Below are 26,170 nucleotides of genomic sequence, written 5' to 3'. Positions count from 1 at the left end.
GGCGATGCACGGTGCAGATTTAGCGGCGCCCGCGGTTACGCAGCGTGTCCGGGCGGAAATCGGCCGGGCTGCGCTGGATCGGCTGGTATACCGACGGTTCTTCGTTGCGCAAACTTAATGCGATGTAACGCCCGGCGTTCAGGTCATGGTGAACTTCCACACCAGGCGCCAAAAATGGCACGTCGTAGTAGGTGTAGGAGTGCAATTCGTCGACCCGCCACAGCTCATCGCGATTGTCATACTTGTCCGCTACGTGGACGATGAAGCTGTCCTCATCGAGGAAGAAATCGCGCGTTTTGTAGATGTGGCTGGTGCCTGACTTCAGACTCGCGCGCACATGCCAGACTCGGTGCAACTCGTAACGAGCGTGCTCGGGGTTGATGTGCCCGGGGCGGATGACATCGCGAATTTTCAGATCCGGACCGTTGATCTTGTAGGCGTTGTAAGGAATGTAGATGTCCTTCTTGCCGATCAGCTCCCAGTCGTAGCGGTCGGTGGCGCCATTGAACATGAAGAAGTCGTCATTGGTGCGCAGACCGTCAGCGGCGGTACCGGGATTGTCATAGGCAACATTCGGAGCCAGGCGAACACGGCGCTGGCCTGGGTTGTAGGTCCAGGCTTTGCGCGGCTGTTTCACCTGATCAGCATAGTCATAGACCAGCAGGATCGAGCCCGCCAGGCGCGGCGGTGCTTGTACCATCTGCAGGAAGTAGAACAGCAGATTGTCCTGGCGCTGTTCTGGCGACTTGCTTTGGTTGCCGTAGACAAAGTCGTACTCGTAGTCGAATTCGACCAGGTTGTAGTCGCCGCGCGTGGTCACAGGAGCCTGTGACCAGCTGGTGGCGTAAGTGTCGCCCTTGTAGACCGTCAGGTGGTTCCAGATCACCTCGAGTCCGTTCTGCGGGATCGGGAAGGGAAAGCCGCCGGTGGTTCCGGTGAAACCATTGCCGCTATCGAGCAACTTCACACGCGTGGCGTTGGCTTGGGTTTCATCGTAGATGCCCTGAGGGTAAAGCGCGCTGCGCCGGCTCGGGTAGACCACCATTTTGCGGCTTTCCGGATACCGCTCAAACAAGGCAATCTGGCCCGGCGTGAGGTGTTCCGCGTGCTTCTGGTAATTGCTGGCGTCAATGGTGAACAGAGGGGCATCTTCGGCCCATGGATCAGGATAATGTCCACCCTGCTTGAAGCCCTGCGGGATACGCTGGATGCCGCCGGTCCAGGCCGGAATCGTACCCGCCTTGTTGCCGGCCTTTTCGGCGCCCACCGGGGTCAGATTGTTGCCCAGTTGCTTGGCTTGTTCGGGGGATACCGCTGCCCATGCACTGTGCGCACCTGCGACCGCGGAAAGCAGCGTCAGAACGAATGTGATCTTTCTCATCGGTGTTTCCTTGGTGGGGCTCAAAACGCGTAGCTGATGGAAATCGCGAGAAAATCACGATCAGCGGATGGGTTGGAACTGGTTGAGAAGCTGGACGACTGGTCGGGCGAGCCCGGCGCGAATGTGGTTTCGTTCAGCTGTGCGCCCGGTGCAACCGGGTCGGTGCCGCTGTAGTTACGGCCGCCGAGAAAGGCGGTGTAGGCGATATCCGCCTGCCAGCGTTGCAGATAGTCGAAGCGCAGGCCCAGAGCCAGCACGTTGCTGTCCTCGTTGAAATTGCTGCTCACGCCGTTAACGTTGTGGAACCAGACCAGGCGCGGCGACATGTTGATCGAGGCGAAAACGTTGGTGTAATCCAGACGTGTAACGAAGCGATACCCCCACGAAGACGTGGTGGCAAAACCGCCACCGACGGCTTCCTGGCAAGAGCCATTGGAGACTGCGGCGAGCAATGCCGCACCGCCAGGTTGGCGGCACGATGGCAAGGCCGCGCCGGGGCCGTTGAACGGCAGATCGGACAGGTCCTGATGGGTGTAGCCAATCTCCGAAAGCAGAATCCACTGGCTGGCCCCGAAGCTCGGGCCCATCGCCTTGGTCAGGGTGACCTGGGCTTGTGTGGTTGCGACGCGCTCGTATCCGCGGATGGTTTCACCCGGCGCCGCGCCTGCCGGACGAAGCAGTGAACCGGCCGGAACCAGCGATGCCAGCACCACTTCGGCGCCACTGATTTGCACTGGGTTGTTGGGGCGATAAGACACTTCACCCTGGATCGCCACGCCAGCCGGGCCGCTGGTGTTGAAGCTCAGGCCATACAACTGGATGTCTTCCGGGTACTCGACAAAGTAACTTGCGCGACAGCCATCGGCGGCCGGGTTTTGCGAGCAGGTTGGGGTGCCCAGATTGCCCGGGTTGGTCGCAGCACCGCGAATTGAAGACACCAGGGGCAGACGGCTGTGATAGTTCAGGTAGTAGAGCCCGAACTCTGTCGAGTTCAACCATTCCGCGTAGTAGCGCAGAGCGAAGCCGGCTTGGCTGGTCTGATCTTTAGGATCTCGGTTGTGTTCGCGTGGGACCCAGGCCTGCTGGGCGCCATCGTCGGACGGGTCGTCATTGAGCACAGCAAACGGGCGGGTGTTGTCGTCGTGGCGACGTCCGAAGCTGACCACCACGTTGTCGCCGTCGTCGGATGCAAAATCATTGGTCGAGAAGTAACTGCCCCGTGGGTCGATTTCGACTTCCTTCCAATCGGCCATCCAGACCAGCTCAGCACTCAGATTGTCGGTGAGTGAGCCGCCAATCCACAGCATCGGAGTGGGTGTGAGCGCTTCTTTGAGCTCGGAGCCGGGCAAACGAAACTTCACCACATCAATCGGATTCAGCACGTTGATGCTGTTGCCAATGAACGTGCTTTCACCCCAGTTGACCACTTGATTGCCGGCCTGCACCAGAATCGAGCGTTCGCCGAGGCGGAAGCTGCCATAGGCGAACAGATCAAGCAGTTCCACTTCGGAATCCAGCCGGCTGTGCCCCCGGCGTCCCAGTTCAGCTTCGCCGAGCGCGCGTGATCGACCGGCACCGTCGTTGGCGCTGAGGCGCGCTTCGAGGTCACCGGCATTGTCGGCTTCGGGGTTGTAGAACGCCGAAATTCGGGAGAACAGACCGTACTGCCTTGAGATCGAGGCATCGATGTCGAAGGTCGCCTTGATCGCTGATGACACCACATCACCGGCTTTGTAGCCAAGGTTGCCATCATCGCCGTTGGCTGAGCGTGAGGTCCCGCCATTGCTGATCGCAATCTGGTCGGCATCCGGGTCGTTCATGCGCAGACTGACGCCGGCGGAGAGGGTGGTGTCGACCTGAACATCGACCGGGCCGAGCAAGTATGAGGCCGCCTGAGCGGGTAGGGCGACGACGCCGAGCGACATTAATGATGCGCGCGCGAGCGTCCGACATTGCAATGCCGGCATAGTGTGTCTCCTGTTCGAAATCCGGTGATGACCGGTCAGTTTTTATAGGTTTACAGCGTGAAAATTCACGAGCGAACAGTAGGCGCGCGTTGCAGCTGCGTCAAATCCTTGTAACACAGCGTAACAAAAGCTACGCCGACGACGCCGGACAAGATCTGGCGCCGTCAGCCGAGTCGTCGAACGACTCAAATATGCAGCGTGTAGGGAGCCTGCGTATGTGCGGTCAGGCGGGTCGGTTCAGGCCACGAGACACTTTGCGTCAGTTGCTGGCGCATCACGTTGACTGCGGCGGTGCTTTCGGCGATGACGTTCAGCGTACCGGCACCATTGGTGGCCATGGTGTAGCCGCTGAAGCGTGCATCGGCGAATTCGAGCTGCTGCGGGTCAATTTCGGTTTGCGGCAGGTACAGGACGGTCACGCGCCCGGCGTCGGTATCGGCAATCAGATGCAGGCCGCGACCGTGCGGCGTTGGGCACAGGAAGGCGAAGCGGACGTGCTCCAGTTCGCCGTGAAGCTCGCCGCCCATTTCGCGGAACATGCCGCGCAGCTCAGTCTGGCTGATGACATGGTCAGCACGTTCAAGCATGGCGATTTCTTCGTACACATGAGACAGCGCCTGCTGGCTAACGGGCAGTTCATCGACGGGTGGTGGCGGGCTCAGCACGAGCGTGGCACTCAGCACGACCGATGCGGCCAGGGCCAATCCGGCAAACACTCGGCGTTGGCGGCGACGCCGCCCATGCATGGCGGTGTTAAGCAGGATGCGTCCCTGCAAACCTTCAGGCGCTGCGGGTTGGTTGAGTGCGAAGCGCAAGGTCTTGTCGAATTGAGCGGCTTTGCGCGCGGTTTCAAGCGCGGCCGGATTGTCTGCCAGCCAGGCACGAAAGTCTGCATCATCGTCAGTGGGCTCGGCGTAGCAGCGCCGGCGCAGCTCGAGTTCATCCATGGCTGGCCTCCGAGGCTTGCGGGTTCATGATGTCCATCAGCATTTTCTTGGCGCGAAACACGCGCGTCATGACGGCGCCTTTGCCCAGATCCAGGATGTTGGCGATCTCCTCGCAGGAGAAACCACCGATAGCCTGAAGCAGGAGTGGGTCGCGATAAGCGTGGTCGAGTTGCAGGATGGCGCGGCGCAATTCGTGGCTGTCGAGCTCGAACTCGAAGCGGTCGTCATTGAGTGCGACATCATCGAGTTCGACATCGACAATATCGAATTGCTTGCGTTCGAAGCGGCGCGCATTTTCGCGGCGCAATATGGTCATCAACCAAGCTTTTGCAGCCTGGTGTTCCTGCAGTTGATCGAGCGATTTCCAGGCGCGCAGAAAGGTTTCCTGCACGACATCTTCAGCGCTGGCGTGATGACCGTCGCACAACCAGTAGGCATAACGGTAGAGCAGGGCCGAATGCCCGCTCACCAATGCCTCAAATCGCCGTTCTTTGTTCATGCCGCTATAGACCCGGGTTCGCGGCAAATGCTTTCACCCGGGTGCTATGCGATCAGCTGGGAATGAAGTGAATCGGGTACTTGATGGTCATTTCGGACACATCTTTGGCCCCGAAGTTGATCAACTTCACACGGCGAATGATGCGGTCTTCCAGCTCGGCGTTATTGAGCTGGCTGGACACGATGCGGCAACGGGTCACTTCCCCGGACGGTGCGATCGTGATCTCCAGAACCACTTTGCCCTGCAAGGTGGCGTCACGCCGCAACGCGCGGTTGTACAGCGAGTACAGACCGCTCTTGTTGCGATCCATGACAATCTGGATCTCTTCCAGCGAGCGGCCCTGCAGGCGGCTGTCGCCACCGAAGCCGGCTTCACTGGTGTCGGCGCCGAAGCCACCGCCACTGGCGGTGATGCCAGAGTTGACCTGGGTGGTCTGACGACCTTTCAGCCCGGTGGTGCTGGGGTTGGTGTTGCGGCTCGGCGCACTGCCAACACCACCACTGCCGCGGTTCAGATTGGAGGTCAGCACGCTACTGCTCGAAGCCACTTCTTCGCTCGCGCTGCTGGCCTGAGTCAGTGGTCGGCTGTTGGCGGTGACCACCGGGTCCTGTTCGCGCAGGGAGTCGAGAGCGTTGAACGCGGCTGAGAACTTGCGTTGGACATTCTCACGCGCCTGTTGACGCGCATCGACCTGTGGCTCCGGCTTGGTTTCCGGCTGTGTTTCGGGCTGCGGTTCTTCCTCCGGAGCAGATTCCGGCTCCGGCTCTGCATCCGGCAGCTCTTCTTCGGCCGGTTCCTCAACCACCGGTTCCGGTGCGGGTTCAGGCGCTTCCTGCTGGGCTGCCGACTGCATCAACAGTTCGGCATAGCGATCCGACAGTTGTTCGCCGCCACCCTGTTTCAGACCGCTGAGTTCCCACAGCGGAATCAGAATGCCGAGAATAACGAAAGGCAGGGCAACCATGAGCAGGGTGCGCTGGAAGCGTGCTTCATCGCGTTCCAGTTCAGCCCAGCTGTTGCGGGAGAAGGCGATGCTGGTCACTCGCTGGTTCCTCCCAGATTGACGGTGTCCTGATCACGCTGCAGCACAGCGAAGGACAACAGGCCGTACTGCGCCTGTGTGCAGGTCAGCATGACTTTCTTGATCAGGGCGTAGGGCAGCCCCTTGTCGGCCATGATGGTGATCTCGCCACGATCCTGTTCGTCCGAGTCGCCCACTTTGACCACACGCTCGGCCTGGGCTTCCAGTGCGGTGCGCAGGGCGCTCAGGTCCCCGCTGCTGCGGCTGGCCTCAGCCGTGGGCATGACGGCCTGGCCATTCACCAGGATGTCTTTCTCGGTGATCATCACCAGAACCGTTTCGCGGGCGCGTTCGGTGGCCAGCGATTCCGGCAGCTCAAGGTTTTCAGCATTGGGCAGCACTTCCACTGCGGCCGATTGGGCCAGCAGGAAGAACACCAGAATCGTGAAGATGTCCATCAGGGACACCAGATTCAGCGAGCCCACGCGATTCTTGTTCATCGCGCGCACTTCCATGCGATGCGCTCTGCGCGTCTGATTCACGGGGTTGGCTCCTGTGCGCTTTTCATCGGTGCATCGCCCAGGGCAATGGCCGGAAACAGTTCACGGTCGCGAGTGTCACCAGTCTGTTCCTTGGTCGCCACGCGCACGGCATCCATGACCTGAATCACGGTGTCGTAGTCGATTTGCGGCTCCAGCAACAGGGTTGCACTGGTTTCCTGCGGGATGCGGTCCTTGACCATAACCATCAGTTCGGTCAGCGCGGCGTAGTTGTAGCCATCCGCCACTTTCTCGATCGGTTTGATCACACCATCACGATCGCTGACCGTGATGCCGCTCTCACGCACCGTGATGGTCAGGCGCTGCTTGGGCTCTTCTTCACTCGGTTCGCTGTTCGGGCTGGGCAGATCAAGCTCCAGCACGGCCAGCCGCGAGAAGACCGCCGTAATCAGCAGAAACGGGACCAGGATGACCATCAAATTCATGAAGGCCGTGATGTTCATCTCCGCCGGTTCCTGATGACGGAGGCGATGACGACGCCAGCGGGATTTCATGCCGGAAACTTAGCTTTGCTGAGCGGAGGCGTGGTTCTCGCGAGATTCGGAGAACTGATTGAGGAACTTCACCGTAGCCATTTCCAGGCTATCCACTAGGGCGGTGGTTTTGGCCTGTAACCAAGCGTGGATCAGCAGCAGCGGGATCGCGCACATCAGACCAAAGGCGGTGGTGTTCATGGCGACCGAAATTGAGGCCGACAGCATGTTGGCTTTCTCGGCCGGGTTGACGTTGGCCACGGCCTGGAAGCCCTGAATCAGGCCGATGATGGTGCCGAGCAGGCCGAGCAGGGTGGCCACGTTGGCAAACACCTGCAGGAACGGCGTGCGGCGCTCCAGCTGCGGCAGCACTTCCATCATGCTTTCTTCCATGGCCATTTCCAGATCTTCGCGACGGCGTGCGGTCTTGATACGGGCCAAGCCGTAACTCATGACGCGGGCCAGCGCACCGTCGGATTCTTCGGTCTGCGACAGCGCGGCGTCGTAGCGGCCCTGGGCGACCAGCGGCGCAACCGCTTCCCAGATCTTGCGGTTGTTGACCCGCGTGCTACGCAGATAAAGGGTTCGTTCGAGGGCGATGGCCAGACCCAGGATCAGCATTGCAACGATCGGGTACATGAACGCGCCACCTTCCTGGAAAAAGCGCGCAACGACTGTGAGGAATTCCATGATCTTTCCTTATTTCAACTATTTACGCCGCGCTGCGGCATCCAGAGCGTCAAGATATTCGACCTGACGTTTGAAAACTTCGGGGTCCAAAGGCGTGGTGCCTACGTCCAGATACCGCGAGGGGCGGTCGAGCTCTTCTCCGGGAGTGGCAGTACGCCACGGGGAGATGTACAAACCAATTGGCAGCTCACGATCACCGATGATCGTCGTGCCACCAAGCTCAACTGCTTGATCGTTGTTCTGGGCCTGCGCCGACAATGGCCATGCCAGAGTCAGTGCGAGCACTGCGCTGTAGTGTAAACAGCGTTTTGTTGCGCTGCAAAATATCATGTTTGGCTCCCGCATCAATTCACTTGCCGCTGCGCATCAGCGATCCAACTCTTGACGGTCTGGTCCAGGGCTTCCTCGCCCACCATCGCTGCATAGCGCTCGTAGTAGGGCAGCGCACGTCGGACCTGATGCAGATACAGGTCATGCAGAATGGCCAGATTGAGGTAGGCATTGGGGTATTGCGGATCCACCGCAATGGCCTTTTCGTAAGCTTGCTGGGCAGCGGCGAAATCACCGGCCTCGCGGGCATAAACCCCACGCAGGTTGTAGGCCGCGGCCTGGTTGGGATTGATCTCCAGGGCTTTGCTGAGTGCCGCTTGGGCCAGGTCGTCGCGCTGGGTGCGCTTGTACAACAGGGCCAGATTTACATGCGGGCTACTCTGTCCCGGATTGCGCTCGGCATAAGCCTTGAGCGCCGACTCGGCAGGGCCCCAGCGTTCCTGGCTGAGATAGCTGAGCGCCGCAGCATAGTCTGCCGGCAATTCGACCTTGGGTTTGATCGCCGGGGTGTCGCCGTCGGTGCCTGGACCCTGCGGGATGACCGCACAGGCCGACAACGCGGCGGCCAGGCCCAGGCTCAGGCCGTGCTTAATCCAGGGTTTCAAGCGTCACCTCGATGCGTTCGGTCTTGTTGTAGCGGGCTGGCAGCAGCTTGGCCAACGAGGCATAACTGGCTTTGACCCACTGGTCGTAGAGGCCGTCTTCGGTCCGTTGGGTGTTGACGGCATGAATCTCGATGGCTTTCTCCTCAAGCGGGAAGGCCTGATCTTCGAGCAGGAACTGGTATTCCTCCAGTTCAAGCTCGGACAAGCCGCGCGGACGTTCCGAGTCGAGCAGAGCGCGTGAGAAGTTTGCGTAAAGCTCGCCAATGCGGAAGGTCGCTTCGGTGGCGTATTCGGCAATGGCGTAGTTGTTGACGGTTTGATACGCCGCCAGAGCCTTGTCCATGGCTGCCTTTTTAGCAGGCAGACTGCGGTTGAGCGGTGTGCTCAAACGCAGACGGTCGAACTCGGCACGTACGTCGTTGGCCAGGGTCAGGCTGGCTTTGGCGGCCAGGGTCTGGCCACGCGCGGTGGACTGGCTGCCAGCGGCGTTTTCGCGTGTGATCAGGGCCTGCAACCAGCGACGGTTGGCTGCGCGGTCGCCGCGTGCCTCGGTCAGCTCGATGAGCCGCTCATGCGCCTTGAGAACCTGCGCATATGGCTGGCTGTAGGTGTTGGCGAAGTAGGCGTAAGCCGTTTCGGCTTGGGCCAGCGATTGAGCTTTGTCATACAGCGACGCGGCTTCCCAGGCGGCCTCGCGTTTGGCTTCAGCGGTTTCGCTGTTGCTGCGTGCGATGCGTTCGAACTCGGCGGCAGCGAGCAGCGGCTTGTCATCTTTAAGATAAACACCAGCCAGCTTGCGCGTGACCTCGGCCTGCAAATCATGCGTCGGGTAGGCGCGGCGGAAGCCGAGCAACACCTCGGCGGCACGCGTCCAGTTTTCCTGGGTGATCAGCGCCGCAGCGGCATCGAAGTCACCAGCCGCTGCCAGCTTGCTGCCGGGCTGAACATTCTTGACGCGCAGGAAGTGGCCAATCGCGGTGTCCAGGTCCTCGGCATCGCGGGCGGCTTCGCCCTGGCGGTAGATGGCGGTGGCCAGGTTGTCACGCAGTTCCGCGGCCTGCGGGCTTTGCGGTGTGCTCAGGGCAAGCGCCTGGGTCAGGCCTTGTTCGGCTTCCGGATAGCGCTTCTCATCCATGTGCGCGTAGCCGATCAGTGTCCAGGCCGGGCTCTGCAGCGCTTTGGCGCCAGGGCCCTGCATGGCGGTTACACGGGTTGCGACGGTGATCGCTTCGTCGGTGGCCTTGATGGCGTAGAGATCTTCTGCAGCGCGCATCAGCACACGCGGCTGTTCTTCATGCTCGGGGAAGCTGTCGGCAAAGCGCAGGGCTGTATCGACCGAGCTGCGCACGCGCTCCAAACGGGCTTCTCCGGTGGCCTTTTCAGCCAGGGTCTGGCGCGACAGCACGGCCGCGTAGCCGGCTTCGGCTGAACGCTCATGTTCCGGGTAGTCCCAGGCGGTGCGGGTGTATTGCTCGGCCGCCTGCTCAAATTGCTGGTTCTGGAAGTAGGCCTCGGCCAACAGGAAGTTGATATCCGGGCGGTTGTCGGCATCGTCGAAACGTTCGAGATAGCGCGCGTATGTCTGTGTGGCCTGCTCAAACAAACGGGCTTTGTCCGCCGCGGTGGTGGCCTTCTGGGCGCCGGTATGCCAATGGCGGGCCAGTTCATCCATGTTGCTGCGCAACTGCTCGTAGGCTTGTGGCGAGTCTTCGCGGTTGTGCACGGTCCAGTAGATCTGGTCGAGATCGTACTTTTCGACGTAGTCGACTTTGGCCTTGAGCACCAGGTCGGCAAAACCGGCCTGATCGTAAACTTCGATCACGCGGGCCTGAAAGGTCGGCGCCAGCGGATGCGTGGGGCTGCGATCGGCCAGGCCGGCGTAAGTCCGCGCGGCGTCGTCGTAGCGGTTCTTTTCCAGGAACAGCTTGGCCAGATTTTCGTACAGCACCGGCTCGAAGCTGCGTACCGGTTTGCCTTCCAGATACTCGGTGATGGCCACGCCGCCACCAAGGTAGGAGAAGCTCAAGGAGACCACGCGCAGCACGTCTCGGACCAGCTCACGCTGGGCCCGTGAGACCACTTCCAGGGTGGCGTCGAGGTTCTCCGCCGCGCCGACCGGCAATTCGCGGTCGAGAATGGTCATGAAGGTATCGAGTGAGTCGGCGTAACGTTCTTGCTTGAAGATTGACCAGCCGTACTTGTATTGAGCTTGCTCGAAGTAGCTGGTGCGGGGCCCTTTGGACAGGACGGCGGCGTAGGCTTTTTCGGCCGGCTCGTAATCACGTCGATTGAACAGCAGTTCGGCGCGACGGAACTCGGCATCGGTCCACAGTGCGCTATCCGGGAAGGTTGTGGTCAGCTCGTCCAGACTTTCGATCGCTTTGTCGACCTCGCCGGTATTTTGGTAGGCGCGTGCCAGTTGATACAGGATGCGGTCGTTGTTCGGGTCGGACGGGCGTGAGTCGAGCAGGCTGTTGTACAGGTCGATCGAGCTTTCTGCGCTGGCGTTGCCTTGAGCGGCGGCTTCGGGGTCCAGTTCGGTGACTTCGACCTGCAAATCGGCCAGGCGGCGCTGTGCCTCCCATTTGATCGCGCGATCATTGGGGGAGAGCTCCAAAATCTGGCGATAGTTCTCAATCGCTTTTTTGGTTTTTTCAACGTCGGCCAAACCCTCGGTTGGCCGCGGCGTGGCGCGTGCGCTGCTCTGCGGAGGCGGGGTTGGGGTTGCGACCGGTGGCAGCAGTTCGTCGAGCGTCGGCGGTGCCTGTTCCAGCGACTCGATGTTGCGATGCTGTTTGGGGTCATAGGGGGTGGCGCAGGCCGCCAAAATGGCGCTTGCGGTCAGCCCGAGATAGAGATGACGGTTCATTGCGCGTCGTCCTCGATGTCAGCCTGCGCTTCGTCGTACAGGCGGGCCAGCGCGAAGCGGGCATCGATCAGGTAGCGGGTCAGCATAGCTTTGTGTTCCTGCATGCCCGCGACGGCGATGGATTCGAGCAGTGCACGCTGACGCTGCAGCAGCGGGTTGATCTGCTCAAGCAGAACGTCGATACGCTCCATCATGGCCAGTGCAGACTGGCTTGGGCCTTGCACGAACGGCCCGTGCTGATCTTCGAGCTGCAAAGCAATTTTTGGTGCGTAGCGATAGGTCCAGGCAAGCAGGCCTTCCAGGGTCTCATTGCGCGGGAAGCGCCCAAGGCTGGTTTCCAGACGCAGATCCGGCGTGATGTTCTGCCACAGCGGTGGCTGATTGGCGAGGCGCTGGCGGAACAGTTCCGGGGCGGGAACGGAGGCTTGACCGGCGCCGCTACTGGCCATCTCCAGGGTTGAGCGGTGGCGCACCAGCTTGCGTTGCAGTTGCTTCAGGTCGCGATAATTCTTGAGCGCCTCCTGGAAACGGTGCTCGCCCAGGATTTCAGCCAGATAATAGGTTTCCGGTGCATCGGGAAGATCGCGCAGACGCCAGTTCCAGCCGGCCTCACGATCACGGTCGCGACGGATCATGGTTTCGATCATGCGGCCGCTGAGGATGCCGTCCATGGCCTTTTCCAGGCCATTGCGGCCGGCTTCCAGGCGTTCAATCGCACGTTCATAGAACTGGCGCGCACGATCTGGCTCGCCCAGGGTATCGAGGGCGAACGGGATTGCCAGCTGAACCTCCAGCACGGCGGGTTTTTTGGGGTCGCGATCATCCAGCGCCAGCCATGGCACCAGGGCTTTGCGGAAGCGTTCTTCCTCCGACCCGGCGCTGGCGCGCGAACTGAGCATGCCCAGGCGTGCTCTGAGATCTTCGTCGACCCGACCCGGGCGCAAAATGGCGCCGACCAGACCACCGATGGTGTCATCGTTGTCCATGTCGGTGAGGCGGATGTCGTCGGCTTTGTCACCCGCGATCTCGGCCCAGCCCAAGCCCAGCAGGGCTTCGTCGGAGTAGGGACCTTCCAGGCGGATGCGTTTGAGGACCGGCTTGGCCGAGGCGCCCTTGGCTTCGGACAGGTAGTTGTAGGCCAGTGTCAGGTTGGCGCGGTCACGCAGGGCGTGTTCGGTGGGGTCATTGACTACACTGCGCCCCAGCTTGTCGAGCTCGATGCGGCCACGGCGGACGTCGCCGGCAGCAATAAACGCGATGCCCAGGTTGTAGCGCGCGAACTCCGACTTGGCGTAGGTGCGACCTTCGATCAAGGTGGACACGGCGTCGTCGGCGCGACCATCCATGAGCTGCAGCTGGGCCAGCATCTGATTGCGTTCTGTGCGCAGGCGGCGTGCGCCAACATCCACGCGCATCTCAGTAAGCGTGGTTTCGGCAGAGTTCAGGTATCCGCGTTCATATTCGTAGCGGGCCAGATTCATCCACAACTCGGCGCGGGTCTGGGCGTCGAGGCCACCCTTGGACAGCAGCGGGCGCAGACGGCGTTGGGCATCGCGGTACAAGCCGTAGTGCAGAAGGTTGTCGGCGATGAAGGCATCGACGCGCTCGTCGCGCTGCTCTTCGGGCAGGTTCAACGCGGTGACCGCCGCGCTCAGATGGTCGCGGCTGTAGTGTTGAAACAGTGCGCGATTAAACGCAAAAGTACCGGCATCAGGTTCGTAGGCGATTGCGCTGGCAGCGCTGAGGCTGGCGCCAATGACAGCGGTGAGGAGTTTGCTGGTTGAGGACAGGCGGCTCATTCGGTGGCCTCCCGTTGGAACACGCGAACATTCAGTTGTTGTCCGCTGCTGCGGTCGATGCGCAGCTCAAGCCACTGCGGTGTGGCATCTTTGCGGAAGCTGACTTCGATGGACTTTTCGTACGGCTGGTCTGATCCAGCGTCTTCGAAGTGTCCGTTGAAGCGGGCTTTGAGGGTGTGCACGCCGGGCGAGATATTGCCCAAAAAGAGCTGCTGAACGCCGCCTTTGCGCAAGGCGTAGACCTCGCGGGCGGAATACTCGTGGCTGCTCAGGGCGGTGTCGCCCAGCATGAGTTCGACCTGATCAAGTTCGAAGTCGAACACTTCCATGGTCAGGAACACGCGCAACTGTTGGACGGCCGGATAAATCTGACTGTCTTCGAGCTGCGCCATATCGCGTTCGAGATCGAGGACGGATTGTTTGATGCCCTGGATTTCACTATCCAGTAGCCGCAGATCGGACAGGTGCTGGCGCTGATCGTCAGCCCAGGCTGAGCCCAGGCCGCTCAGGGCACATAGCAGGAGAATCACGGTGCGCGCTGGAGCCATGTTCAGGTGCTTTCTCTATTGGACAGCGGGAGTGTGCGGGCCGACTTTGATGCCGGAAAGGCTATTGACCACGCTTGGAACGGCAAGTTTAACGATACGCACGTAACAACTCTATTTGAGGGATGACGAACGGCCCTATGCCGCACCGGTACGGCGATTTCCAAACTGCTGCAGAAACCGTGACAGCCATCATCCATGCTGGGTGTCAAAAATTTGTCAATCCGTTCGTGGCCTTAGCCAGAGTTTGCAGGGAGGCGCAATTCCAGGGTCTGTCCCGGCTTAAGCAGACTGCTATCAAGCTGGTTCCAGGCCTGTATGTCTCGCACCCGTACCTTGTACCGTTGCGCAATCAAAGACAACGCATCGCCTTTGCGGACGGTGTAGAACACCTTGTGGCGGCCATCCGTGGTGCCAGTCCGCAGCAGCTGCCCCGGCACCAGAGGTGAACGGGGATTGAGGTCATTGTGACTGCGCAGCTTGTCCACCGACGTACCGTACAGTCGGGCGATGCTCCACAGCGATTCGCCCTGCGCGACCTGATGATAGCCGGCTTTGAGCGGTCGTGGTGCAAAGTCCAGGCGGCCGCGCTGGCGCGCCGCATTGAGCGTTGCGCGGCCCATGCCCCACTCGTGATCGCTGATCACCAAGGTCTGGCCGACTTTGATCGTGTCTGACTTGAGCCCGTTGAGGGCTTCGATGAGGTTGACATTGGAGTTGTAGCGTTTGGCGATCAGGCTCAAGGTTTCGCCGCTGGCCACGTTATGGCGATACCACTTGCGCCGCTGGTTGTCTGACATCTGGGCCAGGGCATGGCGGAATGCAGCACTGCTTTCGATCGGCAGGTAGACGGTGTAGGGACCTTGAGGCGGCAGGCTCCAGCGTAGCAGTTGTGGGTTCAGTCGATAGACTTTCTCGACGCTGAGTTTGGCCAGGTCGGCAATCTGGGCGACATCCAGTGGGCCGTCGGTGCTGATCCGGGTAAAACTGCGCCGGGTGGTGAGCGCGGGTAGATCCACACCGTGTGGATCACGCAGAACACGGGCCAGACCCAGCAGTTTGGGCACGTAAACCTGAGTTTGTACGGGCAGGCGCATCGTCCACAGATCGAAGGCGTCCCCACGACGATTGAGCCGGCGCATTTCCGACCACACGCGACCCTCGCCAGCGTTGTAGGCGGCCAAGGCCAGCAGCCAGCCACCGAAACGGTCATGCAGGTATTCAAGATAATTCAGCGCGGCGCGCGTGGAGAGCAGGTAGTCCGCGCTTTCATCACTCCACCAGTCATGCTTCAGACCCAGGTGTTCGGCTGTCGAGGGCAGGATTTGCCACAGGCCGCGCGCGCCTTGGTCCGACACCGCGGTCGGGTCCAGGTGGCTTTCGATGATCGGCAGCAGGGCAATTTCCAGCGGCATGCCGCGGTCGCGCACCGCCATGGCCAGCGGGTATAGAAAGTCCTTGCCGCGTTGCAGAATGATTTCCAGCTCGACGTGGCGACGTCGGTAACGCGCTTCCCAGCGGTCAATTTCATCGTGCTGGATATCGGCCAGTTCCAGCTGTGGGCCCAGCCAGGCCCAGAAGTCCTCATCTGATGCCTGCGCTGGCGTCCACCCGCTGACCAGCCCGGCCACAGCCAGGATCAACATGAGCCGGCGCATCAGAAGCGGTCTTTCCAGGTGCGCAGGCTGGCGAAGATCTCCGCTGGCGAAGAGGCGCTGGGCTCGCGCGCCCGGATGGCCTGAATCACGCTGAGTTCGCGGCTACGCAGAAAAGGATTGATCTGGCGCTGAACATCAATGTGCGTGGGCAGGCTGGGTTGATCTTGGTTGCGCAGGGCCTGGACGGCATCAAGCGCCGCGGCGAGCGTGGCATTGTCAGGCTCGACGGCTTGAGCAAAGCGCATATTGGCCAGAGTGTATTCGTGGGTGCAGTACACGGCGGTTTCGCCGGGCAGTTCGGCAAGGCGATCCAGCGACTGCAGCATTTGCTCCGGGGAGCCCTCAAACAGGCGGCCGCAGCCGCAATGAAACAGGGTGTCGCCGCAAAACAGTATGTGCTTCTGAGCGCTGTAGAAAGCGATGTGATCCAGCGTATGGCCCGGAACTTCAAGCACCTTGAGGTGCAGGTCGAACGCATCCAGTGTCAGTTCATCACCATTTCTCAGCGGTTGCGTGATGCCGCTGATGGCCGGATTGGCTGGGCCATAAACCACCACCTCGTGGTTGCTGCTCAAGGCCGCGATGCCTCCGGTATGATCGGGGTGATGATGGGTGATCAAAATCGCCCCAAGGTTCAGGCTGTGCGCGTCTAAAAAACGCTCCACCGGAGCAGCGTCACCCGGGTCGACGACCACGCAATGCCCTGCCTCATTGTGTAGGGCCCAAATATAATTGTCCTGAAACGCGGGGATGGGCGAAATCGCGAACATCCGCTGACCTGCAAGGAGTGCAAATGAAGACCGACTATTCTGCATGAAATATGCCAAGTCATCCGAGGCGTGGTTGGACACCTCACGCGGCCAGGCGGTTCTGAGTGCCGAGAAGGTCCAGCTGGATCACGCCATGACCACCCTGTTCGGTCGCAGTGTTCTGCAAATCGGCGGCTGGGGCGGAAGTTTGCTCACGCCGGCCCCGCACTGGCGCAGCGGCGTGCTCGGTCCGGCGCGTAACGTGGATGTGCGCTGTGAGCTTTCGGCTTTGCCGTTGGCCGGTAACAGCGTGGATGCGGTACTGCTGGCCCACAGCCTGGAGCTGGCGCCGTCAGCGCACAGTTTGTTACGCGAGGTGGATCGGGCGCTGAGCGCGCGAGGCCAATTGCTGATCCTTGGTTTCAACCCTTACAGCGTGTGGGGGCTGTGGCAGTGGCTGGTGCGGCGTTACCCGGCGCTGCCCCAAGGCACACGCCCGCTGCGCAGTGGGCGTATCCAGGACTGGTTGCGCCTGCTGGATTACGAAGTGGTGGCCTGTCAGCGCTTCGGGCCGACACGTCAGCCGCCGCGCTGGTTGCGTCAGCCCCTGCGTTGGTTGCGACCGGTCACCGGTTGGTTCGCGCCGGTGTACCTGATTCGTGCGCGCAAACGGCGCATCCCGGCCAATATGGTGCGCCGTCCGGTCTGGCAGCGCAGTGCCGTGGCTGGTATGGATGGTGTGGCCACCCGCAGCAGTGCCCGCGTGGTGGTGCCGCTGAGTCCGCCGGGGTCGACCCGATGAGCCGTGTCGTGATCTACACCGATGGTGCTTGCAGCGGAAACCCTGGTCCGGGTGGCTGGGGCGCGTGGTTGCGGTACGCCGATCAGGAGCGCGACCTGTGTGGCGGCGAGGCCGACACCACCAACAACCGGATGGAGCTGCGTGCAGCGATCGAGGCGCTGAACGCGCTCAAACGCACCTGCCAGGTGGATCTGTACACCGATTCCACCTATCTGCGGCAAGGCGTGACCCAGTGGATGGCCAACTGGAAGCGCAAACAATGGCGCACCGCGGCCGGCAAGCCGGTCAAGAATCAGGATCTGTGGCAGGCCCTGGATGCCGCCACCCAGCGCCATGACGTGGCCTGGCACTGGGTCAAGGGCCACAGTGGAGATGTTGGCAATGAACGTGCCGATGAACTCGCCCGGCAGGGCATGGAGCCGTACAAATGAATAATGCCGAGCGCGAGATCGTGCTGGATACCGAAACCACCGGTCTGGAGGCGGCCGAGCACTCGATCATCGAGGTCGGGTGCCTGGAGATCATCGATCGCAGGATCTCCGGTCGCAGCTACCACCAGTACATCAACCCCGGTCGCAGCATTGATGATGGCGCCATCGCGGTGCATGGCATCACCAACGAACAGCTGCGCGACAAACCGCGTTTTGACGAAATCACCGACGAGCTGCTGGCCTTTATCGGCGATGCCAAGCTGGTCATCCACAATGCGGACTTCGACATGGGCTTTCTGGCGGTCGAGTTCGAGCGATGTGGCCGTGCGGCCGACTGGCCACCGCCCGGCGAGGTGATCGACTCTTTGCTGCTGGCGCGCAAGAAACACCCGGGCCAGCGCAATTCACTGGATGCGCTGTGCAAACGCTACGAGGTCGACAATTCCGGCCGCGAGTTGCACGGCGCCTTGCTCGATGCCGAGCTGCTCGCCGAGGTCTACCTACTGCTCACCGGTGGGCAGAACAAGCTGCTGTTGAGCAGCGGTGTGGATGAAAGCAATCCCGGGCGCAGCGTGGCCGAGGTGCTTGCCGCATTGGGCAAGCAGCCGCGCGTGCAGGCCGCCAGTGCGGCTGAGCGCGAGGCGCATGCGGCGTACCTGCAACGCTTGCGTGAAGCCGCCGGCGATTGCTTGTGGACGGACGAGCTCGGCTAGGGGCATGGCGGAATGGGCCTTGCTGCTGGGCTACCTGGTCCATCTTGGCTATCTGCTGCAGCTGGTGGCCTTGCTGGCGCGCGATGTGCTGTGGCTGCGCGCCCTGCTGGCTCTGGCTCAGAGCGTGGTGGCGGTGTACGCGATCAGTCGCGGTGTTGTGGCCATTGCCGGCTGGAATCTTGTGCTGGTGGCGATCAACAGTTTCTGGGTGGTGCGGATACTGCGTGAGCGGCGCGCCGTGACCATTCCGCAGAACCTGCGCGCGCTCTACGAGGCGCATTTTGCGGCCTTGCGTGCGGGCGAGTTTCTGCGTTTCTGGGCCTTGGCCGAAGTGCGCACGGTGCAGGCTGCAGAGCTGACCCGTGAGGGCCAGGTGCCGGAGGCGCTGTACTGGCTGGGTCAGGGGCACCTGACCATGGAGAAATGGGGGCAGCCGCCGCGCCGTGTTCAGGCGCCGTGCTTTGTCGGTGAAATGAGTCTGCTCACCGCACGCCCGGCCAGCGCCACCGTGCGCCTAGTCGGTCAGGGCGAGTTGCGGGCCTGGCCCCGGCCGGTGCTGGAACGCCTGCAGCGTCAGCAGCCGGTGCTGTGGGCGCGGGTCCAGTCGGTGCTGGGCCTGGATCTGGTCTACAAGATCCAGCGCGAGGAAGCGCGCTACGTACCGCTGGAGGCGAGTCGCGCTTGAGCCGGTGGCTCAGAGCAGCTGCAGCAACCACACGCCGAGCAGAATCAGCAGCAGGGCCGCACCGCTGGTCAGCGACCATACGCCGCCAAGCTCCTGTTCGCTGAAGGATTCGACAAAGATCTTTTGCCCGTGACGCAGCAGCCACCGGGCGCAGGCGCCGAGCAGCCGCATCAGGCCAGCCCACATGCTCAGCGCCACTCGCCAGATGGCGGGCGCCGCGCGGCGATACAGCCAATCGCTGTCCAGCACCACGCCGCGGCTGGAGCGCGGGGCAAGACCCACGCGCAGGGCCAGCACGAACGCGAGGCTGCCAAACAGCAGCAACTGCAACTGGCTGATCAGGTGATCGGCGGTGAACACCTTGTAGCTGGATTCATGCGGCAGCAGCGCGTAGAGGGGCTGCGGGAATACACCAATGGCAATGCACAGCAGCGCGGTCAGGGCCATCGCCACAAGCATGGGCCAGGGCGCTTCGCGCACTGGCGCGCTGCTGCGCCGAGCGCTAAAGAAGGCCGCGTATGGCGTGCGCAGACCAGCATGCAGAAGCACCCCTACTGAGGCCAGCAGCAATGCCAGCCACAGCCACAGTTCGTGCTCGTAGGCGGCCGCGGAGACGATCATGGATTTGGTCGCAAAACCGGAGAACAGCGGAAACGCTGCAATCGACAGCGCGCCGACGATGCAGAACAGCGTGGTCAGCGGCATGCTGCGGTACAGGCCACCAAGTTCTGAGGCCTGGGTGGTGCCGGTGCGATGCAGCACCGCGCCGGTGGCCATGAACAGCAGCGCCATGTACAGCACACAGGCGAACGCGTGAGCGCTGGCGCCATCGATGGCCAGCGGGGTGCCGATGCCGATGCCGGCGACCATGAAGCCCTGCTGGCTGTTGAGGCCGTAGGTGAGGACCCGGCGCAGATCATTCTCCAGCAGGCTGAGCACGATCGGCAGGGTGGCCATCAGGGCGCCGATCCAGAGCAATGATTCGGTGCCAGCAAAGCCGCGAGCCAGCGCGTACACCGCAAGCTTGGTGGTGAAGGCCGAAAGCATCACCGTGCCGGAGGCCGAGGCTCTGGGGTAGGCGTCGTGCATCCAGTTGTGCAGCAATGGGAAGGCGCATTTCAGGCCAAAGGCGAGCAGGAACCACAGCCCGCCCGGGGCGCCAAGGCCGATATGTTCGAAGCGTGCGTGCCCGGTGCTGCGTATCCACATCACAGCGCCGATGAGCAGCAGCAGACCCGAGATGATCTGCAGCAGCAGATAGCGCAGGCCGGCGCGCAGATGCGCATCATCCGGCTTGCGCTGGCTATCCCACACCAGCATGACCGAGGCCAGAGCGGTCAGCTCCCAGTGGATGAACAGGGAAATCAGATCGCCGGCGAGAACGCCACCGACCGCCGCGCCCGCATAGATCAGGCCAGCGCCGCGCAACACGCGGCGATTCTCGGCCAGGGCGAAGATCTGACTCAGTGCCGCGGCAATCAGAAAGATCAGAGCAAAAACAAAGCCCAGACGATCCACCCGCAGCGGCTGGATGGTGTAAGGCCCGAGGCCTGCGCTGAGGCCGAAGCCGTCGGGTAGATTGATCAGTGTGGCGATGCCGATCAGCGGTGCCAGCACGGCAATGGCGCCACCAACGCGGCGGCCGGCCGCTGCCGCAATAAGCCCAGCGGCGAACAGCTGATAGGCCGGGTGGAGGAGCCATTCAATCATGGCGCACCTCGCGTTCGCTGGATTCTTCGCCGTAATACTGCGGCGGGCGCCGCAACAACGGCGCGACAAGGCGTGCGAGCAGCGTCAGCAGGCTGACCGCAGCAAAACCGATCAGAGCAAAAAAGCCCGGCCATGCTTCGGCGGCAAAATGCGCATGCCAGTGATTGAACAGCCCGGCGATCAGGCTCAGGGCGCAGGCGGCGATGAGCAGCCACAACGGCCAGCGCGGTGTCTTGTTGGCTGGCGCCGTCATGGTTGCGCTCCGGTGATCGCGATCAATGCCGAGGCCATGGGGGTCTGGAAGAACAGCCACAGGCTGACCAGTGCGGTCAGGCACAGCGGCAGCAGACAGGCCAGCGGCGCCTCGGCCCAGCGCCAGGGTGTGTCGCCGGCCAGAAAGGCGCGCAGCGGGATGGGCAGCAGATAGGCGATGTTGAGCAGCGTGCTCAGGGCAAGTACGCCCAGCAGCCAGGCGTGTCCGGCATCCAGTGCGCCGAGCATCAACCACCATTTGGTCCAGGCGCCGCCTGCCGGGGGCAGACCGATGATGGAAATGGCGCCCAGCGTGAAGGCGATGAAGGTCAGCGGCATCTGCCGGCCGAGGCCATCAAGCTGGCTGACCAGGGTTTTCTTGTGCGCCACGTAAATGGCCCCGGCGCAGAAGAACAGGGTGATCTTGCCGAACGCGTGCATCATGATCTGCAGGCTGCCGGCATAGGCTGCGGCCGAACTGGCCAGCGCGGCGGCGAGGCTGACATAGGCCAGCTGGCTGACCGTGGAATATGCCAGCCGGCGCTTCAGATTGTCGGCGTGCAAGGCGACCAGCGAGGCCGCAATCATGCTGAAGGCGGCGATCAGAATCAGCGGGTCTGTGGCGCCGGCGGCACTCAGGGTGTCCAGGCCAAAGATGTACAGGGTGACCTTGAGCACGCAGAACACCCCGGCCTTGACCACCGCCACCGCGTGCAGCAGTGCGCTGACCGGGGTTGGTGCCACCATCGCCGCCGGCAGCCAGCCATGCAGCGGCATCAAGGCCGCCTTGCCGATGCCGAACAGGAACATGGCGTACAACAGGCCCAGGCCAATGGGGCCAAGCTCAGCGGCAGCGAGCACGCCATCGGGGCTGAACACGGTGCTGCCAGCAAGCTGCTGCACGATGATGATGGCCGGCAACAGCAAGGCCACCGAACTGGGGATCAGATAGCTGAGGTAGGTGCGTCCGCCCTTGCGTGCGTTGTCATCGCCCTTGTGCGCGACCAGCGGCCAGGTGGCCAGGGTCAGCAGTTCGTAGCCGATGAACAGGGTGAACAGATTGCCGGCCAGCGCTATGCATTGCGCGGCGGCAATCGATATCGCCATGAAAGTGAAAAAGCGCGTGTGGTGCTTTTCTCCAGCGCCACGCAAGTAACCTGCCGCATACACGGCGGTCACAGGCCACAGGCCGCCGGCGACCATGGCAAACAGCAGGCCGAGTGGTTCGGTGGCCAGGTAAATGCTCAGCCCGCCGCCGAAATCGGTCAGCTGCAGACTGCTCGGGCCGGCCTGATAGAGCGCCCACACGCTGGCCGCCGTGGCGATGCCAGCGATCACCGACATGGCTTCACGTAGATTGGGCCAGCGTCCGCACAGGCCGATCAGCAGGGCACCGGCCAGTGGCATCAGAATCGGCAGCAGCAAGCTCACAGCAGAGCCTCCGCAGCGCGCTGGCACAGTTCAATCACCGGGCCGGGCCAGACACCGAAGATGAGCGCCGCAGCGGTGGTCAGCAGCATGGCCAGGCGGATGGTCGGCGGGGTGATGATCGGCTGGGTGTTGTCACTGTGCTGCCAGATCGGTAGGACGATGCGTGCCACGTAGGCCACGGCCAGCAGCGAACTCACCGCGAACACGATAACCCCGAGCAGGGCGCCACTGTCCCAGGCGGCCTGCAGCATCAGCCATTTGCTTACGAAGCCCGCGGTCAGCGGTACGCCGAGCAGGGCCAGCGCGAGCAGGGTCATGCATGCAGCCCGCAACGGGTCGCGCTGGGCCAGACCCGGCAGGTTTTCCAGGCGGTCGCTGGGCAAGCCGCTGGCGCAGACAAACAAGCCGCCCTTGATCACGGCATGAAATAGCATGAACACCCAGGCGGCACGTAAGCCGGCCTCGCTCAGGGTGCTGATGCCGAGCACGATGTAGCCGATCTGAGCGATGCTCGACCAGGCCAGCAGCGCTTTGAGACGGGTTTGCTGGATCGCTCCCAGCGAGCCGAACAGCATTGCCGCGCAAGCCAGAATCAGCAGAATCTTGTCGACCTGGTGGGCTACCAGCCAGCTCACCCCGAAGACGCCAAACATGATGCGGCTGAGGGCGTACAGAGACACCTTGGTGCCGCTGCCCGCGAGCAGAACGGCGACCGCATTGGGGCTGCGGCTGTAAGCCCCGGGCAGCCACTGATGCAGCGGGAACAGGGCGCTTTTGAGCATGAAGCCGAGCAGCACAAAGGCGCCGCCGACCAGCACGGCGTTGGGCAGTGGTGAGGCCGGGATCAGCGCCGCGATGTCGGCCATGTTGAGACTGCCGGTCGCCATGTACAGCATGCCCACCCCGAGCAGCACGAAACTGCCCCCCAGCGTGCCCAGCACCAGATACTGAAACGCCGCGCGCAGCGCCTTGCGTCCAGGCCCGGCGGCCACCAGTGCGTAGGTGGCCAGCGAGGAGATTTCCAGAAACACGAACACATTGAAGGCATCGCCGGTCGAGGCAATCCCGGCTAGGCCGCTGACGCACAGGCAATACAGGGCGTAGAAGATGGCCGGGCGCGGCGATTCCAGCCAGGCCAGTCGTTCGGGTGGTGCGCACAGCAGGCCGAGCAGGCCGGCGAGCATGATCAGCAGCAGGATCGGGCGATTGGCCGCATCAATCACATAGGTGATGCCGACCGGTGCAGCCCAGCCCCCCAGGGCATTCTGGCTGTCACCCAGACTGAACAGATGGACCACGCTGAGCAGCGCGGCGCCGAGGCTGATGAACGCCATCAGCCAGGCGCGGTGGCGCCCGCCGATCAGCACGATCAGCGGCGCGGTGAGCAGGGGAATCAGGGCCGGCAGAACCAGACTGTTCAAGCGTCGGGCTCCCGTTCCAGTTCCAGAATGTGCTGCTCGTCGATCGAGCCGTACTCCTCATGGATGCGCACGATCAGTGCCAGGCCCAGCGCAAGCATGGCCACGCCGACCACAATAGCGGTCAGTATCAGCACATGCGGCAGCGGGTGCGAATAGCGCTCAATACCCTCGGCCAGAATGGGCGCCGTGCCGCCCGCGATGCGTCCCATGCTGATGTACAGGACGAAGATAGCGGCCTGAAAAATGCTCAGCCCGATCAGGCGTTTGATCGGGTTGTCATAGGCCAGCACGATGTACAGGCCGGTCATCAGCAAGGCCACGGCGGCGTAGCCGTTGATCAATCCCAGGTCCATCAGCCCATGTCCTTGTGGGTCAGGCTGTCGGCGCGACGCCGCCCAGCGAAAGCGTAGAAGATCAGCAGTAGGACCGAGAACACGGTCAGCCCGACACCCAGTTCGATGATCAGGATGCCCAGATGCTGGGCGTGCACCGGATCGTGAGGATCAATTGCGGTGTAGTCGAGAAAGGCATAGCCGCGCAGCAGGCTGTAAACACCGACCCCGGCAAACAGCAGCACACCCAGCGGGGCCAGCTTGAACAGGGCGCGTGCCGGCATGGCGCGGCTGGCGTTGTCGAGCCCGAAAACCAGCGCGTAGAGCACAAAGCCGGCGGCAAAAATCACCCCGGCCTGAAAGCCGCCGCCGGGGCCGTACTCACCATGAAATTGCACATACAGGCCGAACAGCAGAATCATCGGAATGATCTGCTTGGTGACCACGCGTAACACGGCGCTGTTGCTTTTCGGCGTCATGCGTCGTCCTCCTCGTGGTTGTCGCGGCGCACGCCAAGCAGCAGGATCAAAACGGCCAGGCCGGCCGTGAACACCACGGTGACCTCGCCCAGGGTGTCGTAGCCGCGATAGCTTGAAAGGACCGAGGTGACGACATTGGGTAGGTCGATCTCCTGCTGCGACTGCTCCAGATAATGAGCCGTGATCGGATGCTGGTGCACCGGGGTGTCGGGCGCGCCCAGCGCCGGCCACTCGCTGGCCGCAAACATCAGCAGGCCGCCGACCGCAAAACACAGCAGCAGCGCCAGGGTGTGCTGGCCGCGGGAGGTCGGGTGGTCGCGATACTCGGTCAGGGCTAGGGCGCTGAGCATCAGCACGGTGGATATGCCGGCGCCCACGGCCGCTTCGGTAAAGGCCACGTCCATGGCATCGAGCAGCACGAACAGGCAGGCCAGCGTCAGGCTGAACAGACCGGTCATCATGGCCGCGGCAAACAGGTTGCGCTGGCGCGCGATGGCAATCGCGGTGGTCAGCAGAATGATCAGCAACACCGCATCAATGGCGAGCAGGGCGTGTTCGCTCATCCGGCACTCTCGTCGGTTTCGATGCGGCCCAGAGGCTTTTGGCCATCAATCAGTGCGGCCTGGGCCAGGGCGTGACCGGCGGTGGGCGAGGTGTATAGCAGCAGGCTCAGCACCACCATCAGCTTGAGGGTGATCAGGGTCGGGCCGGCGGCAAACATCAGGCCGATCATGATGAATGCTGAACCGGCCGTTTCGGTCACCCCGGCGGCGTGGGTGCGGGCGTAGAAATCCGGAAAGCGCATCATGCCCAGCGAGCCGATGATCAAGGCCAGACTGCCAAGAAGCAAAAAGGTGTTGGAGAGCACGCTGGCGATCATGAGCGTTCGTCCTGGCGTACCAACCCGTAGCCCAAGTCTCTGAAATGCATGAACTTCAGCACCGCCACCATGCCCATGAAATTGATTAGGGCATAGACCAGCGCAACATCCAGAAAATCCGGGCGGCCATTCAGAAAACCGAGCACGGAGATGAACAACACGGTCTTGTTGCCGAAAATATTGACCGCCAGGATGCGGTCGTAGACCTTGGGTCCAAGCACTGCGCGGACCAGCAGCAGCACCATGGACACCAGGATGGCGGCCATCGCCGCAGCCAGCATCATGATTTTTCCAACTGGCTGGCCCAGGGCACCATCTGGCCCTGACGGATGTCGTCGAGCATGTCCTGGTTTAGCGCATGGATGAGCATGCGGTCATCCTCCACGTTCAGGGTCAGCGTACCTGGGGTCAGGGTGATCGCATTGGCCAGGGTGGCGCGGACCACGTCGTCACCAACCGGTGTGGGCACATGCCCGGTGACCGGCGCAATACCGCGGCTGCTGGGATTCAGAATGACCCGGATCACGCTCCAGTTGGAGCGCAGCGTTTCCACGCTGAGCTTCAGCCAGTAAGGCGGCAGCCGCCAGGCCAGATGATGTGGGTGACTTTCACCGTCAATAAGGCGCATACGATGGCACAGCCAGGCGGTGATCACACAGGACACGGCACCCAGGCTGAGCAGCAGTCCATTGTCGAAGAAACCGGACAGCACCAGCCAGTAAATCACAAGCGTTGCTAACAGACTGATCAGATACATCGTTTAGCCCACCATCCTCCGGCGCTGTGATTGGATTTCCGGGGCGCCAATCCAACTATGCAATGACTTTTTGCTCGGTGCAATCGTGCTCCGAGGGCACATAAATACGTGTCAAATATCTCGTCAGGGTGGGGGCGCATTGGCTATGATGGCGGAATTTTGCGGTCGCCTGAACGGTTTTGCG

The 26,170-nt window shown here is 62.1% G+C and carries 29 protein-coding genes; 4 read left to right on the top strand and 25 right to left on the bottom strand.

Translation table 11 applies throughout. The features are described from left to right. Positions 1 to 19: 19 nt before the first annotated feature. The 15 genes from ATO7_RS05555 to gloB all read right to left on the bottom strand — a co-directional run bounded on the left by ATO7_RS05555 (position 20) and on the right by gloB (position 16,114). Entirely contained in the window at positions 20 to 1,381 is a 1,362-nt protein-coding gene (locus ATO7_RS05555; RefSeq protein ID WP_083560312.1) for a DUF1329 domain-containing protein, read from the bottom strand. 20 nt (positions 1,382 to 1,401) lie between these two features. Next, positions 1,402 to 3,348: a DUF1302 domain-containing protein gene (locus ATO7_RS05550; RefSeq protein ID WP_083560310.1), complete on the bottom strand. Its 1,947-nt coding sequence runs from the start codon at positions 3,346 to 3,348 to the stop codon at positions 1,402 to 1,404. A 185-nt stretch (positions 3,349 to 3,533) separates the two neighbouring features. Continuing rightward, positions 3,534 to 4,295 carry a DUF3379 family protein gene (locus ATO7_RS05545; RefSeq protein WP_083560308.1) on the bottom strand — a complete coding sequence of 254 codons (762 nt, stop codon included), beginning with the start codon at positions 4,293 to 4,295 and terminating at the stop codon, positions 3,534 to 3,536. After that, positions 4,288 to 4,821, bottom strand: a complete 534-nt coding sequence (locus ATO7_RS05540) for a sigma-70 family RNA polymerase sigma factor (RefSeq protein ID WP_276206668.1) — start codon at positions 4,819 to 4,821, stop codon at positions 4,288 to 4,290. Before ATO7_RS05540 ends, ATO7_RS05545 begins: the two co-directional genes overlap by 8 nt. Before the next feature lie 25 nt (positions 4,822 to 4,846). Next, positions 4,847 to 5,836 carry an AgmX/PglI C-terminal domain-containing protein gene (locus ATO7_RS16915; protein WP_083560305.1) on the bottom strand — a complete coding sequence of 330 codons (990 nt, stop codon included), beginning with the start codon at positions 5,834 to 5,836 and terminating at the stop codon, positions 4,847 to 4,849. Beyond that, entirely contained in the window at positions 5,833 to 6,357 is a 525-nt protein-coding gene (locus ATO7_RS05530) for an ExbD/TolR family protein (RefSeq protein WP_083560303.1), read from the bottom strand. Before ATO7_RS05530 ends, ATO7_RS16915 begins: the two co-directional genes overlap by 4 nt. After that, positions 6,354 to 6,869, bottom strand: a complete 516-nt coding sequence (locus tag ATO7_RS05525; RefSeq protein WP_083560301.1) for an ExbD/TolR family protein — start codon at positions 6,867 to 6,869, stop codon at positions 6,354 to 6,356. Before ATO7_RS05525 ends, ATO7_RS05530 begins: the two co-directional genes overlap by 4 nt. 9 nt (positions 6,870 to 6,878) lie before the next feature. Then, positions 6,879 to 7,538, bottom strand: a complete 660-nt coding sequence (locus ATO7_RS05520; protein WP_083560299.1) for a MotA/TolQ/ExbB proton channel family protein — start codon at positions 7,536 to 7,538, stop codon at positions 6,879 to 6,881. Between the two features lie 18 nt (positions 7,539 to 7,556). Further along, a complete protein-coding gene (locus tag ATO7_RS05515) occupies positions 7,557 to 7,823 on the bottom strand; it encodes a hypothetical protein (RefSeq protein WP_083560297.1) in 267 nt (88 codons plus the stop codon). Positions 7,824 to 7,882: 59 nt separating this feature from the next. Further along, positions 7,883 to 8,473 carry a tetratricopeptide repeat protein gene (locus ATO7_RS05510; protein WP_083560295.1) on the bottom strand — a complete coding sequence of 197 codons (591 nt, stop codon included), beginning with the start codon at positions 8,471 to 8,473 and terminating at the stop codon, positions 7,883 to 7,885. Further along, a complete protein-coding gene (locus ATO7_RS05505; RefSeq protein WP_083560293.1) occupies positions 8,457 to 11,342 on the bottom strand; it encodes a tetratricopeptide repeat protein in 2,886 nt (961 codons plus the stop codon). Before ATO7_RS05505 ends, ATO7_RS05510 begins: the two co-directional genes overlap by 17 nt. Continuing rightward, positions 11,339 to 13,141 (bottom strand): hypothetical protein, encoded by a 1,803-nt coding sequence (locus ATO7_RS05500; protein ID WP_083560291.1) that lies wholly within the window; start codon positions 13,139 to 13,141, stop codon positions 11,339 to 11,341. Before ATO7_RS05500 ends, ATO7_RS05505 begins: the two co-directional genes overlap by 4 nt. Further along, positions 13,138 to 13,689: a hypothetical protein gene (locus ATO7_RS05495; RefSeq protein WP_083560289.1), complete on the bottom strand. Its 552-nt coding sequence runs from the start codon at positions 13,687 to 13,689 to the stop codon at positions 13,138 to 13,140. Before ATO7_RS05495 ends, ATO7_RS05500 begins: the two co-directional genes overlap by 4 nt. A gap of 233 nt (positions 13,690 to 13,922) precedes the next feature. Next, complete coding sequence (locus ATO7_RS05490; RefSeq protein WP_083560287.1) at positions 13,923 to 15,344, bottom strand: LysM peptidoglycan-binding domain-containing protein; 1,422 nt, start codon at positions 15,342 to 15,344, stop codon at positions 13,923 to 13,925. Then, positions 15,344 to 16,114, bottom strand: coding sequence for a hydroxyacylglutathione hydrolase (gene gloB / locus ATO7_RS05485; protein ID WP_083560284.1), 771 nt, complete (start codon positions 16,112 to 16,114; stop codon positions 15,344 to 15,346). Before gloB ends, ATO7_RS05490 begins: the two co-directional genes overlap by 1 nt. A gap of 43 nt (positions 16,115 to 16,157) precedes the next feature. On the opposite strand from gloB, the gene ATO7_RS05480 reads away from it, so the two are divergent. The 4 genes from ATO7_RS05480 to ATO7_RS05465 are packed head-to-tail and all read left to right on the top strand — an operon-like array spanning position 16,158 to position 18,724. After that, the gene (locus ATO7_RS05480; RefSeq protein ID WP_083560281.1) at positions 16,158 to 16,895 is read left to right on the top strand and encodes a class I SAM-dependent methyltransferase; all 738 of its coding nucleotides are present in this window, start codon (positions 16,158 to 16,160) and stop codon (positions 16,893 to 16,895) included. Then, positions 16,892 to 17,326, top strand: coding sequence for a ribonuclease HI (gene rnhA / locus ATO7_RS05475; RefSeq protein ID WP_083560279.1), 435 nt, complete (start codon positions 16,892 to 16,894; stop codon positions 17,324 to 17,326). Before ATO7_RS05480 ends, rnhA begins: the two co-directional genes overlap by 4 nt. After that, positions 17,323 to 18,039, top strand: a complete 717-nt coding sequence (gene dnaQ / locus ATO7_RS05470) for a DNA polymerase III subunit epsilon (RefSeq protein ID WP_083560276.1) — start codon at positions 17,323 to 17,325, stop codon at positions 18,037 to 18,039. The genes rnhA and dnaQ overlap by 4 nt, the downstream gene beginning before the upstream one ends. Positions 18,040 to 18,043: 4 nt before the next feature. Next, positions 18,044 to 18,724, top strand: coding sequence for a cyclic nucleotide-binding domain-containing protein (locus tag ATO7_RS05465; protein ID WP_158523062.1), 681 nt, complete (start codon positions 18,044 to 18,046; stop codon positions 18,722 to 18,724). A 9-nt stretch (positions 18,725 to 18,733) separates the two neighbouring features. Here ATO7_RS05465 and ATO7_RS05460 read toward each other — a convergent pair whose 3' ends face one another. Genes ATO7_RS05460 through ATO7_RS05415 form a run of 10 tightly spaced genes read right to left on the bottom strand, consistent with a single transcriptional unit; the run spans position 18,734 to position 25,986 of the window. Further along, complete coding sequence (locus tag ATO7_RS05460) at positions 18,734 to 20,434, bottom strand: Na(+)/H(+) antiporter subunit D (RefSeq protein WP_083560270.1); 1,701 nt, start codon at positions 20,432 to 20,434, stop codon at positions 18,734 to 18,736. Then, positions 20,427 to 20,687: a hypothetical protein gene (locus tag ATO7_RS05455; RefSeq protein WP_083560268.1), complete on the bottom strand. Its 261-nt coding sequence runs from the start codon at positions 20,685 to 20,687 to the stop codon at positions 20,427 to 20,429. The genes ATO7_RS05460 and ATO7_RS05455 overlap by 8 nt, the downstream gene beginning before the upstream one ends. Further along, entirely contained in the window at positions 20,684 to 22,117 is a 1,434-nt protein-coding gene (locus tag ATO7_RS05450; RefSeq protein WP_206044798.1) for a proton-conducting transporter transmembrane domain-containing protein, read from the bottom strand. The genes ATO7_RS05455 and ATO7_RS05450 overlap by 4 nt, the downstream gene beginning before the upstream one ends. Further along, positions 22,114 to 23,538: a proton-conducting transporter transmembrane domain-containing protein gene (locus ATO7_RS05445; protein WP_083560265.1), complete on the bottom strand. Its 1,425-nt coding sequence runs from the start codon at positions 23,536 to 23,538 to the stop codon at positions 22,114 to 22,116. Before ATO7_RS05445 ends, ATO7_RS05450 begins: the two co-directional genes overlap by 4 nt. Further along, entirely contained in the window at positions 23,535 to 23,891 is a 357-nt protein-coding gene (locus tag ATO7_RS05440) for a cation:proton antiporter subunit C (protein WP_083560262.1), read from the bottom strand. Before ATO7_RS05440 ends, ATO7_RS05445 begins: the two co-directional genes overlap by 4 nt. Beyond that, positions 23,891 to 24,349, bottom strand: coding sequence for a Na(+)/H(+) antiporter subunit B (locus ATO7_RS05435; RefSeq protein WP_083560260.1), 459 nt, complete (start codon positions 24,347 to 24,349; stop codon positions 23,891 to 23,893). Before ATO7_RS05435 ends, ATO7_RS05440 begins: the two co-directional genes overlap by 1 nt. Next, on the bottom strand, positions 24,346 to 24,912 hold the full coding sequence (locus tag ATO7_RS05430; protein WP_083560257.1) for a DUF4040 domain-containing protein: 567 nt from the start codon (positions 24,910 to 24,912) through the stop codon (positions 24,346 to 24,348). The genes ATO7_RS05435 and ATO7_RS05430 overlap by 4 nt, the downstream gene beginning before the upstream one ends. After that, a complete protein-coding gene (gene mnhG / locus ATO7_RS05425) occupies positions 24,909 to 25,229 on the bottom strand; it encodes a monovalent cation/H(+) antiporter subunit G (RefSeq protein ID WP_083560255.1) in 321 nt (106 codons plus the stop codon). The genes ATO7_RS05430 and mnhG overlap by 4 nt, the downstream gene beginning before the upstream one ends. After that, positions 25,226 to 25,513, bottom strand: a complete 288-nt coding sequence (locus ATO7_RS05420) for a monovalent cation/H+ antiporter complex subunit F (RefSeq protein WP_206044797.1) — start codon at positions 25,511 to 25,513, stop codon at positions 25,226 to 25,228. Before ATO7_RS05420 ends, mnhG begins: the two co-directional genes overlap by 4 nt. Beyond that, positions 25,510 to 25,986: a Na+/H+ antiporter subunit E gene (locus ATO7_RS05415; protein WP_083560253.1), complete on the bottom strand. Its 477-nt coding sequence runs from the start codon at positions 25,984 to 25,986 to the stop codon at positions 25,510 to 25,512. Before ATO7_RS05415 ends, ATO7_RS05420 begins: the two co-directional genes overlap by 4 nt. Positions 25,987 to 26,170 lie beyond the last annotated feature (184 nt).

It is taken from the genome of Oceanococcus atlanticus (assembly GCF_002088235.1).
Classification (GTDB): domain Bacteria; phylum Pseudomonadota; class Gammaproteobacteria; order Nevskiales; family Oceanococcaceae; genus Oceanococcus; species Oceanococcus atlanticus.
This window is presented reverse-complemented; position numbering and strand designations above follow the sequence as displayed.

Excerpts from the sequence above, each read along its gene's own strand:
- ATO7_RS05545 (WP_083560308.1), bottom strand. The coding sequence starts at position 4,295 with ATGGATGAACTCGAGCTGCGCCGGCGCTGCTACGCCGAGCCCACTGAC.
- ATO7_RS05525 (WP_083560301.1), bottom strand. The coding sequence starts at position 6,869 with ATGAAATCCCGCTGGCGTCGTCATCGCCTCCGTCATCAGGAACCGGCG.
- gloB (WP_083560284.1), bottom strand. The coding sequence starts at position 16,114 with ATGTTCGCGATTTCGCCCATCCCCGCGTTTCAGGACAATTATATTTGG.
- ATO7_RS05415 (WP_083560253.1), bottom strand. The coding sequence starts at position 25,986 with ATGTATCTGATCAGTCTGTTAGCAACGCTTGTGATTTACTGGCTGGTG.
- mnhG (WP_083560255.1), bottom strand. The coding sequence starts at position 25,229 with ATGATCGCCAGCGTGCTCTCCAACACCTTTTTGCTTCTTGGCAGTCTG.
- ATO7_RS05480 (WP_083560281.1), top strand. The coding sequence starts at position 16,158 with ATGAAATATGCCAAGTCATCCGAGGCGTGGTTGGACACCTCACGCGGC.
- ATO7_RS05465 (WP_158523062.1), top strand. The coding sequence starts at position 18,044 with ATGGCGGAATGGGCCTTGCTGCTGGGCTACCTGGTCCATCTTGGCTAT.
- ATO7_RS05495 (WP_083560289.1), bottom strand. The coding sequence starts at position 13,689 with ATGGCTCCAGCGCGCACCGTGATTCTCCTGCTATGTGCCCTGAGCGGC.
- ATO7_RS05555 (WP_083560312.1), bottom strand. The coding sequence starts at position 1,381 with ATGAGAAAGATCACATTCGTTCTGACGCTGCTTTCCGCGGTCGCAGGT.
- ATO7_RS05490 (WP_083560287.1), bottom strand. The coding sequence starts at position 15,344 with ATGCGCCGGCTCATGTTGATCCTGGCTGTGGCCGGGCTGGTCAGCGGG.
- ATO7_RS05455 (WP_083560268.1), bottom strand. The coding sequence starts at position 20,687 with ATGACGGCGCCAGCCAACAAGACACCGCGCTGGCCGTTGTGGCTGCTC.
- ATO7_RS05520 (WP_083560299.1), bottom strand. The coding sequence starts at position 7,538 with ATGGAATTCCTCACAGTCGTTGCGCGCTTTTTCCAGGAAGGTGGCGCG.
- ATO7_RS05430 (WP_083560257.1), bottom strand. The coding sequence starts at position 24,912 with ATGAGCGAACACGCCCTGCTCGCCATTGATGCGGTGTTGCTGATCATT.
- rnhA (WP_083560279.1), top strand. The coding sequence starts at position 16,892 with ATGAGCCGTGTCGTGATCTACACCGATGGTGCTTGCAGCGGAAACCCT.
- ATO7_RS05460 (WP_083560270.1), bottom strand. The coding sequence starts at position 20,434 with ATGATTGAATGGCTCCTCCACCCGGCCTATCAGCTGTTCGCCGCTGGG.
- dnaQ (WP_083560276.1), top strand. The coding sequence starts at position 17,323 with ATGAATAATGCCGAGCGCGAGATCGTGCTGGATACCGAAACCACCGGT.
- ATO7_RS05550 (WP_083560310.1), bottom strand. The coding sequence starts at position 3,348 with ATGCCGGCATTGCAATGTCGGACGCTCGCGCGCGCATCATTAATGTCG.
- ATO7_RS05500 (WP_083560291.1), bottom strand. The coding sequence starts at position 13,141 with ATGAGCCGCCTGTCCTCAACCAGCAAACTCCTCACCGCTGTCATTGGC.
- ATO7_RS05420 (WP_206044797.1), bottom strand. The coding sequence starts at position 25,513 with ATGATGCTGGCTGCGGCGATGGCCGCCATCCTGGTGTCCATGGTGCTG.
- ATO7_RS05440 (WP_083560262.1), bottom strand. The coding sequence starts at position 23,891 with ATGGACCTGGGATTGATCAACGGCTACGCCGCCGTGGCCTTGCTGATG.
- ATO7_RS05505 (WP_083560293.1), bottom strand. The coding sequence starts at position 11,342 with ATGAACCGTCATCTCTATCTCGGGCTGACCGCAAGCGCCATTTTGGCG.
- ATO7_RS05435 (WP_083560260.1), bottom strand. The coding sequence starts at position 24,349 with ATGACGCCGAAAAGCAACAGCGCCGTGTTACGCGTGGTCACCAAGCAG.